This window comes from uncultured Kocuria sp., from assembly GCF_947500125.1.
In the GTDB taxonomy this organism is placed as follows: Bacteria; Actinomycetota; Actinomycetes; order Actinomycetales; family Micrococcaceae; genus Kocuria.
The window spans coordinates 1-9131 of the sequence record NZ_CANMRA010000057.1 but is presented as its reverse complement, the minus strand read 5'-3'; the positions used below and the strand labels follow the sequence as shown (position 1 = coordinate 9131).

General features: G+C 68.6%; 9 protein-coding genes and 3 pseudogenes. 3 read left to right on the top strand and 9 right to left on the bottom strand.

Annotated features, from left to right (window positions below):
- Positions 1–258 precede the first annotated feature (258 nt).
- From Q0817_RS19450 to Q0817_RS19410, 9 genes and pseudogenes are all read right to left on the bottom strand, one after another.
- Positions 259–756 (bottom strand): hypothetical protein, encoded by a 498-nt coding sequence (locus Q0817_RS19450; RefSeq protein ID WP_062737290.1) that lies wholly within the window; start codon positions 754–756, stop codon positions 259–261.
- A 214-nt stretch (positions 757–970) separates the two neighbouring features.
- Positions 971–2485 (bottom strand): multicopper oxidase family protein, encoded by a 1515-nt coding sequence (locus Q0817_RS19445; protein WP_298591959.1) that lies wholly within the window; start codon positions 2483–2485, stop codon positions 971–973.
- Positions 2482–2748 carry a hypothetical protein gene (locus Q0817_RS19440; RefSeq protein WP_062737288.1) on the bottom strand — a complete coding sequence of 89 codons (267 nt, stop codon included), beginning with the start codon at positions 2746–2748 and terminating at the stop codon, positions 2482–2484. Before Q0817_RS19440 ends, Q0817_RS19445 begins: the two co-directional genes overlap by 4 nt.
- Before the next feature lie 116 nt (positions 2749–2864).
- Positions 2865–3893, bottom strand: coding sequence for a HoxN/HupN/NixA family nickel/cobalt transporter (locus Q0817_RS19435; RefSeq protein ID WP_186815705.1), 1029 nt, complete (start codon positions 3891–3893; stop codon positions 2865–2867).
- A gap of 172 nt (positions 3894–4065) precedes the next feature.
- Positions 4066–5418 carry a rhodanese-like domain-containing protein gene (locus Q0817_RS19430; RefSeq protein WP_062737286.1) on the bottom strand — a complete coding sequence of 451 codons (1353 nt, stop codon included), beginning with the start codon at positions 5416–5418 and terminating at the stop codon, positions 4066–4068.
- 197 nt (positions 5419–5615) lie between these two features.
- Positions 5616–5977, bottom strand: a pseudogene (trxA, locus tag Q0817_RS19425) (thioredoxin).
- A gap of 50 nt (positions 5978–6027) precedes the next feature.
- The gene (locus Q0817_RS19420; protein ID WP_062737285.1) at positions 6028–6891 is read right to left on the bottom strand and encodes a sulfite exporter TauE/SafE family protein; all 864 of its coding nucleotides are present in this window, start codon (positions 6889–6891) and stop codon (positions 6028–6030) included.
- A 33-nt stretch (positions 6892–6924) separates the two neighbouring features.
- Positions 6925–7222, bottom strand: a pseudogene (locus tag Q0817_RS19415) (rhodanese-like domain-containing protein).
- Positions 7223–7280: 58 nt separating this feature from the next.
- Entirely contained in the window at positions 7281–7874 is a 594-nt protein-coding gene (locus tag Q0817_RS19410) for a rhodanese-like domain-containing protein (protein ID WP_062737284.1), read from the bottom strand.
- Positions 7875–8003: 129 nt separating this feature from the next.
- On the opposite strand from Q0817_RS19410, the gene Q0817_RS19405 reads away from it, so the two are divergent.
- The 3 genes and pseudogenes from Q0817_RS19405 to Q0817_RS19395 all read left to right on the top strand — a co-directional run.
- On the top strand, positions 8004–8261 hold the full coding sequence (locus Q0817_RS19405) for a metal-sensitive transcriptional regulator (protein WP_062737283.1): 258 nt from the start codon (positions 8004–8006) through the stop codon (positions 8259–8261).
- A 70-nt stretch (positions 8262–8331) separates the two neighbouring features.
- Positions 8332–8544, top strand: coding sequence for a hypothetical protein (locus Q0817_RS19400; RefSeq protein ID WP_298591941.1), 213 nt, complete (start codon positions 8332–8334; stop codon positions 8542–8544).
- A pseudogene (locus tag Q0817_RS19395) lies at positions 8481–8693 on the top strand (helix-turn-helix domain-containing protein); the annotation flags it as partial. The gene Q0817_RS19400 and the pseudogene Q0817_RS19395, both read left to right, overlap by 64 nt.
- Positions 8694–9131 lie beyond the last annotated feature (438 nt).

The window sequence follows — 9131 nt, the reverse complement described above, 5'->3', positions numbered from 1 at the left end:
CTTAGACAAGCCACACCCCACCCGGAGGCTTTCCTCACGTCAACACCGTCCTGCTACCAATGTCCCGACTGGGTACACCTAGGACGCCCTGGACAGCCGCCCGCTGAGCTGAATCATCGAGCACCGATCGGCCGCGGGTGCCGCCCGCACGATGCGGGGGGCCCCGCGCTGATTGCCGACGAGCCAGCATTGAAGGATGGGGAACGATGAGCCCGACGTGAGCGCTGGACCCGCCCCTTCGCCGTCGTTGCCCGGAGGTCAGTGGCTGGCGCGCCCCCGGGTGGAGGCCAGCGCGGGGGCCAGCATCTGGTCGGCGACCATCCCGGTCACCACGGAGTACACCGCTTTGTGACCCATGTCCACGATCTTCTCCCCCGTGGGCCACGAAGCGGGCGGAGAACCCACCCCAGTGGCGTTCTCGATGGTTTGGTCGAAGGCCAGCCGCACCACCGTGTGCCAGGCGTTGGCCTGCGGGCCGCGGATGCCGGTGGCCGCCCAGACCCCACGCAACGTCCCGAGGACAGCACCGGAACCCCAGTGCATGACGTGGTTCCACACCAGTGGTTGGGCGTCGTCGCCCGGGCGCTGCCCGAGCAGGCTCAGCAGAGCCCGGGCAGGCACATAGGAGTTGGGCCGGTGGGTGATGGCCTGCTCGAGCTTCTCGCCCACCACCATCACCCCTGCCCCCGCGAGACCGGCGGCCGCACCGGCACCAGCGGCCCGGACAATGGCGTTGAGTCGCGATGTCGCAGTCATGGTGAATCCTCCTTAATCAGGGTTTCGCGCGAGGCCGTAACCACACCACGCTTCCTCGGCTTTCTTGATCAGCCTACTGTCGAAAAGGCAGTATGGGTGTTGCTCTTCGTCGGTTGGTGCACCGCGACCGTGGCCCCGCAAGACGACCGCGGGGCATCTCGCCCCCATTTCCTGGCCACACCGGTGCTGCCCAGCGTGGGGCCAAGGCCCGGCCTCAGCGGGCTTCGACGGTGCCCATCATGCCTTGGTCTTCGTGGTCGAGGATGTGGCAGTGATAGACGGTGCGCCCGGGGAAGTCCTCGAAGGCGATGAGGACTTTCACCTCCTCCAGAGCCGGGACGTTCACGACGTCCTGCCACCTCGGTTCGGAGAGGTCGCAGTCCCCGTCCTCGATGATCTGCATGGGCCACACGTGCAGATGGACAGGGTGGTCCATGGGGCTGGAGTTGACCAGGGTCCACTCCTCCACGGTCCCGGCCGCCACCGCGGTGTCGGTCCGGTCGGGGGCGAACTCCTGGCCGTTGATGGTGAAGGCCATCATGGTGGTGTCCCCCTCACCGCCCATCATGGCCCCGCCGCCACCCATGCCACCGGCCATGCCCATGGCGAAGTCCAGGGTGCGGCGGGCGGTGATCGGCTCCCCGCGCAGATCGCGCAGGGGGCGGCCCTCGGGCACCGGCGCGGGCGTCTGGGCGGGCTCCCCGGACACGGTCAGGGCCAGCAGCTCGATCGGTTCGTCGTTGCCGGGCTCGTTGTCGCCCATCATGGTCCCGCCCATCATGCCCTCGCCCATCATGGCGTCCATGCCGCCGCGGTTCACCGGTGCGGCGACCAGCGTGGAGGAGCCCGCGGTGGTGTCCACGAGGAGTTCGATGCGGTTGCCGGGGGCGATGACCGCTTCGGTGATCTCCTCGGGGATCGGCAGGCGGCCGAGGTCGCGGCTGAGCAGCCGGACCTGCTGGCCGTCCAATTGCAGTCGGAGGTAGCGGGAGGGGCAGGCGTTGATGATCCGCCACCGCTCTCGTTCCCCGGGGGCGGCGGTGAGTTGCGGGCGGAGCTGGCCGTTGACCAGGACGACCTCGCCTTCTCGGCCCATCATCTGCTGCATCGGAGAGACGTCGGCGAGGTTGCCGGAGGCGTCGAGGGCCAGGTCCGAGACCACCATGACCCGTTCCCGGGTGACCGGGACCGGTTCGGGGTCCTCCACGATGATGGCGCCGTAGAGTCCGGCGGCGACCTGGTCGGCCACGTGGCCGTGGCGGTGCGGGTGGTACCAGTAGGTGCCCGGCGGGTGGTCGTCGGGCAGGGCGAACTCGTAGTCGAAGGACTCGCCCGGGGCGATGCTCACGAACGGGTTGTCGCCGTTGCCCTCCGGGGAGACGTGCAGCCCGTGCACGTGCAGGTTCGTCGGGGCCTGAAGCTGGTTAGTCATCGCTACCCGGATCGTGTCCCCGGGTGCCACGCGCAGGGTCGGTCCGGGCAGGGAGTCGTTGAAGGCCTGGACGGAGGCCTCCCGGCCGCCGACCTGGATCCGTGCTGGGGCGGCGGTCAGCTCCAGTTCCAGTACGCGGTCGCGGCTGGCCAGCACCTGCGGTTCGATCAGTTGCTCACCACCGGTGTAGCCGGGGCCGCCGGTGGTGGTCCACCACAGACCGGTCCCGCCGATGGCGGTGGCCCCGGCCCCGGCCGCGCCCAGTGCCAGCAGCTGGCGGCGGGTCAGTGGGCTCACCGGCCGTCCTCTTCCAGGGTGCGGAGTCGTTCGCGGTACTCGTCGGTGCTCAGCTCGCCGCGGGCGTAGCGCTCCTCGAGGATCTCCCGCCCCCGGCCAGAACCCGCGCCCGTCCCACGGCTGGCGCCGGACCCGCCCGTGGCCGAGGACCTGCTGGTGAAGGCCTTCACCAGCACCACCACCAGTACGATCACCCCCACGAGCGTCAGCAGCCCGAAGATCCACATCAATCCCATACCGCCCATACCGCCGCCATTCATCATGATCGTGCTCCTTCGTCTCTCGTCGTACATGGTCAGATCGCTCGTAGTACCTGGTCAGGTCAGTCTTGACCTCTCGGGCCCCTGGGCGTCAACAAGGGGGGGGCGGGCCGGGGGCCTCACCGTCGCTGTCTTCCGGGGGACCGGAGGAGAGCCGGGGCAGGGTTGGCCGTGCGCGTTGCGGCGGTGGCCATCCAGGCCAGGGCGAAGAAGGCGATCACGGTGATGCCGAGGAAGTTCAGGTCCACGGCCGTGACCGCTTCCAGGAGCCCGCCGGTGGGCTGGGTTAGCTCGGCGGCCACGGAGAGCAGGCCCATCCCGCCGATGAGGAAGGCAATGAAGACGGAGACGCCGGTGACGACGATGTTGTAGTCGAGGCTGCGCCGGGCATCGCCGGTGGCCCGGCTGTAGATCCGGGCCATCATCAGCCCGTCGGCGCTGTCGAAGGCCGTCATCCCGGCGGTGAACAGCACCGGCAGCACCATCGCGGCGTACCAGGGCAGGGACGGGGCCAGAGTCCCGGCCACGACGAACAGGCTGATGGAGGCGGCGGTGTCCAGGCCCAGGCCGAAGAGGAATCCGACCGGGTACATCTTCACGGGGCGGTCCACCCGGCGGGCCAGTGGGTGCAGTACCCGGTGCAGCACCCCGCGCCGGTTCAGGTGCGTGTGGAATTGGTGCTCGCTGACGGGACCGTCCCCGATGGCCCGGCGCAGCCGGTGCAGCGACCGCAGCACCGGCAGATTCAGCGCCCCGGCGGTGAGCAGGAACAACCCCGAGACGGTCCCGCCCCAGATCCCGGCGGCTTGGCGCAGCGTGGAGTCCTCATCGGCCAGGCCCTGTGCGAAGGTCTCCACGCCCAGGGCCAGCAGAGCCACGGCGAGCACAACCACACTGGAGTGGCCCAGGGCGAACCAGAATCCGGTGGTCACCGTGGTGCGCCCCCGGGTGAGGAACTGGCGGGTGGCGTTGTCGATGGCGGCGATGTGGTCGGCGTCGAAGGCGTGACGCACCCCCAGGGCGTAGGCGCCCACGGCCAACCCGAGCAGCACCCCGGGGTTGGCTCCGGCGGCGGTCTGGGCCGGCAGCAGCCAGGCGAACAGGGCCCCCCAACCGGCCACGTGCAGACCGACGACAGTAGCCCCCATGCCGGTGAGGCTGCGGACCTGATGCCGGGGTCGGGGCTCTGTGGTGGGGGTTTCCATGCGGGGGCCTTTCCTGGGTGCCGAGTGCGGGAACGTGCGGATCGGATGTGGAAGGGGGCGGGCTGTGGAGTGTTTTGCCCGCCCCCTGGTGGTGCTCAGGCCGCGCCTGGGGCGGTTAGCTGTCCATGGGTAGCCCGGCGTCGGCGGCCTCGTCGAACATCGCGTCGATGTGCACGGGGTCCTTGCCGGCGCGCTCGAGCAGGGAGGCGGCCACTCCGGAGCGGTAGCCGGAGCCGCAGTGCACCCACAGTCGTCCGGCCGGGACCTCGTCCATGCGGGTGATCAGCTCGTGCAGCGGGATGTGCACGGCGCCGGCGATGTGGGAGGTCTCGTACTCCTCGGTCCGGCGTACGTCCAGGATGGTTTCCTGGTCCGGGCGGTCGGTGAGCACCTCGGACCAGCCCACCCGCGGGTAGGAGGACACGGTCGCCCCCGGGGCGAGCTTCTCGGGGTCTTCCCCCAGGGCGGCGTCCGGGTTGTCGATCCCGATCCGGGACAGGTCGCGGATTGCGTTCTCCACGTCTTCCCGGGAGCCGACGAGGGTGAGCTGCCGGTCGTAGGGGAAGACCCAGCCCAGGAAGGTGGTGAAGCTTCCGCCGTTGCCGTACTCGAAGCTGATGGTGCCCTTGAGGTGGCTGGAGGAGTAGGCCACCCGGTTACGTAGGTCCACCACCCACTCCCCGGCCTCGAGCCGGGCCTTGAGCTGGGCCGCGTCCAGGGAGTCGGGCACCTCGAGGTTGGGCTCGGTGGGTCCGGCCGCGTTGGCCGGGCCCATGTGCACGTAGTAGTTGGGGTAGGCGCTCAGGTTCGCGATCAGTTCGGTGACGAAGTGCTCCTCGTCGTCGTCGGTGTAGACGTGGTTCACCTCGAACTGCTCGCCCAGGGTGGACTCGTTCGCCCCGGTGGCCGGACCCGAGGAGCAGAAGGAGCCGAATCCGTGGGTCGGGTACAGGGCGGCCTGTTCCTTGGCCTCGGCGGCGAGGCGGCGGGCGGAGGCCCACTGGTCGTGGGTCAGGCCCTCCGTGTGCTCGGGACCCAGCAGGTCGGTCCGTCCCACGGAGCCGTAGAGCACGCTGCCGCCGGAGAACACGGCCTGCTCCTCCCCGTGCTCGACGACGAAGGAGAGGTGGTGGTGGGTGTGCCCGGGGGTGGCCACGGCCTTCACACTGAGTTCGCCGACCTGCACGGTCTGCCCGTCAGCGATCAGGGTGCGCTCGAAGGAGACGTCATCGGCGGCGTTGACCAGGTAGGCGGCCCCGTGCTTCTGGGCCAGGATGAGTCCGCCGGTGATGTAGTCGTTGTGGATGTGGGTCTCGGCCACGTGGGTGAGCTGTACCCCGGCTTGGTCGAGCAGGGTCTCGACGCGGTCGATGTCGCGCTGGGCGTCGATGACCAGCCCCACCTGCCCGTCGTGGATGAGGTAGCTGCGGTCCCCGAGCTGCGGGGTGTCGATGACGGTGACGTCCATGGAAGAAGTCCTCCTGAATTGGTGGATGGAACGGGGTCGAGAGGATGGTCTTACACCGTCCACTATACCCCCCGGGGTATAGTGGATGCAAAGATCGTACTTGCTGGCAAATCCAGCGGCCGCACGCTCGAGAGCACGAACCGGAGGAGTCCTGAGGGGTGCATAGCGGTGCGCTGGGCCTCAGCGCTGGGATCGGATCACGCCTGCTGTTGTGCGGTCTGGGCGTGGACGATGGCCATGTCCAGGCTTTTCACTGCGGTGATGACCTGTTCCAGCCCTGATGTCGGCAGGGCACCGGGCTGGGAGAAGACCAGTACGCCCTCGCGGAAGGCCATCAGGGTGGGGATGGAGCTGATGCCCGCCGCTGCCGGAGTCGTTGCTCGGCCTCGGTGTCGACCTTGGCGAAGACGACGTCGGGGTGCTGGGTGGAGGCGGTCTCGTAGGTGGGGGCGAACATGCGACAGGGCCCGCACCAGGACGCCCAGAAGTCCACGAGCACGACGTCGTTGCCCTCGACGGTCTCGGCAAAGTTCTGTTCGGTGATCTCGATGGTGGCCACGGGGATCTCCTTCTCGATGGTCGGTGGGGTCGGGGACGGAACGGGATTGCTCAGGCAGCCAGGGGTGCGCGCAGCGGGCACTTCGGAATGGCGAACCAGCAGATCGCGGCAGCCAGAGCGGCCGCGGCGGCGGTGGCCCCGACGGCGAGCCCTGCCGCACCGGGCAGCTCCTGGGTCAGGACGAACACCCCCATCACCAGGACGAAGACCCCGAACCCCTTGCGCAGGGCAGCCTCCGGGATCCGCCCGGCCAGCCGTGCCCCGGCGATCGAGCCGGCGATGGCGGCGACGGTCACCGCGCCCACCAGGGCCCAGTCCAGCGTGACGGTGGTGAGGTAGCCGGCCAGCCCGGCGAAGGACTTCATGGCGATGACTACCAGGGAGGTGCCCACGGCCACGGGCATCGACAGCCCGCCGAGCAGGGCCAGGGCCGGGACGACGAGGAAGCCGCCGCCGGCCCCGACCAGGCCGGTGACCAGGCCCACGACCAGGCCCTCGGCGATGACCTTGAGGATCGGCAGCTCGCCGTCATGGGTCCTGGAGGCCTTGTTCTTGCGGCCGCGGATCATCGCCAGCGAGGTGGCGATCATCATCAGGGCGAAGGCCATCATCAGCACGGTGCCGGGGATGCGGCTGCCGGCCAGCCCGCCGGCGAAGGCCCCGGCCATGCCCGTCGCGCCGAAGACCAGCCCGGTGCGCCACTTCACCCGTCCGTTGCGGGCGTGGGTGATCGCGCTGACGGCCGAAGTCACTCCAACTACGAACAGAGAGGCCGCGATGGCCTCCTTGGGGTCCAGCCCGGCGACGTAGGTGAGGATCGGGACGGTGAGGATGGACCCGCCCCCGCCCAGCAGACCGAGCGAAAGCCCGATCACCACCGACAGCAGCAAGGTCAGCACGAGCGTGAGGGTCATGAGGGGTGTCCTTGTCTTGACGGAACCGGGGGGTCAGCGGGTGGGCAGTCCGGCGCGCTGCTGGGCGGCCATGCCCCCGGCCATGGTGTCGGCGGTGTAACCGGCCGCATTGAGCGCATCAGCGACCCGGGCGCTGCGGTGGCCGCTGCGGCACACCACGATCACCGGACGGGCCTGGTCGATCTCCTGGTGCCAGGCGTTCAGCTGCCCCATAGGAATGTGGAGGGCGCCGGGAAACACACCATCGGCGACCTCGAAGTCCTCGCGCCACATCCAGGACCTGGTCCTGGATGTGGCGCTTCTGGGCGTCGGTGACGGTGATCTCTGACATGACTGCTCCTCGCGGTGCTCGGGTCCGGAACGGGCTGGGATGCCGGGGCCGGCCGGGGTCAGGCGGAGAGGGTGGGGATCTGGTTGATGGCCGTGGCGGCGGTGGGCTCCTCGGCGATCTTGTTCCACGGCATCGCGGCCAGGGCCTTGCCCATCGCGCAGGTGTTGGAGGCGGCCGAGAAGGTCAGCCCGGTGCCGATGACCCCGGCCACGGTGCGCAATTTCGGGGAGACGAACCGGCCCCCGACCAGCCCGGTGAGGACCAGGGAACCGGCGACCATGCGCACCTGGCGCTCCAGGTCCCAACGGGCGGCCCCGCGCACGACGTCGCCGCTGGCGTCGGCGAAGCCCGGCGCCCCGCCGGTGAGCACGTAGGCGGTGCCGATCCCCGCGGCGGCCAGCCGTTGGCGGGCCTGCTCGGCGCGGGCCCCGGACTGGCAGACCAGCACGACCCGCTCACCCAGTCGCGCGGCCAGATCGGCGGTGTGCTCGGACAACAGGGGCAGGGGCACGTTGTAGGAACCGGCGATGTGCAGGGAGGCGAACTCGACTGCCGAGCGGACGTCGATGATTACCAGGTCCTCGTGCTCGGTCGTCCACTGACGCAGGGTGCCGGGCTCGAGCGTGGTGATGGTGGGGGAAGCGGAGGTCATGGGAATCCTTCCGGGAGGTTCTCTGAAGCAGGTCGTGGCCCCAGTATTACCTATACCCCACGGGGTATGTCAATACACCCCCTGGGGTATAGGATGGCGATACGCCCCGCACCATCTCAGGAGAACCTCGTGCAGCTCGATCCGACCAACCTGATTCCCGCCCTCAACCGCCTCAAGCGCGCCCAAGGACAGCTCGGAGCCGTGGTGCACATGATCGAGGAGGGCCGTGACTGCAAGGACGTCGTCACCCAGCTCTCGGCGGTGTCCAAGGCCCTGGACCGGGCCGGTTTCGCGATCATCGCCAGCGGCCTGGAGCAGTGCCTGACCAATCCCGAGGAAACCCTGGATAAGAAGGATCTGGAGAAGTTGTTCCTTTCCCTGGCCTGATCCCCGGGAACCTGACAGCCTGGGATCCGGAAGTCTCAACGTCGTCGAAGAACCGTCGAAGGAGCCATCCATGACCTACACCCGCGCCAGCACTGTCCCTGTGTCCTACGAGCAGGCCGTGGAGCACACCCGCGCCGCCTTGGCCGACCAGGACTTTGGCATCCTGACCGAGATCGACGTCAAGGCGACCTTCAACACCAAGCAGGGCTATGGATGGATGAGGATCTGGGTGGTCGGCGCCCCATCTTCACGGACAGTCAGATGCGAAGTGCCCTCCGGTTGATCGAGTCGGGGGAGTCGGCCACTCACGTAGCCCGGGATCTCGGGATGTCCAGGGCTACCCTCTATCGGCGAATTCGAGAGCTTCCGCCCTCCATTGTCCGAGGCTCCTTCGGCACACGAAGGGGTCGCCCGGAGGTCGCTCACCGATGAGGGGCCTCTGGTTGCTGGAGGTTGACGACTGAAGTCGAGGTCGTTTGTTGAGCTTCTTTCAAGACGACGTGAAGATTCCCTGAAGCTTGCTCCCCTGGGTGCTCTACGGCCTGATTTTCCGGGTCAATGAGGGCATAGTTTGCTAGTGAGAACACCCCGTTCTCATCCGTTCGTGCACGGACATTCGGGTGCCCCGGCTCTGCTCCCCAGAAGCTGGGGCACTCGTCTTTAACGTGAAGGGGTGACCTGGCCCGGATCGGGGGACCCGGTGGACCCTGGGCTGTCTCGCGGGTTCTGCGCTGTGTTCCCCTTTCCTCGTCTCGTGCTTCGGTCGTCTGGGGGAGCACCTCGGCCGCCTAGATGTACCCAGTCGGGACATTGGTAGCAGGACGGTGTTGACGTGAGGAAAGCCTCCGGGTGGGGTGTGGCTTGTCTAAG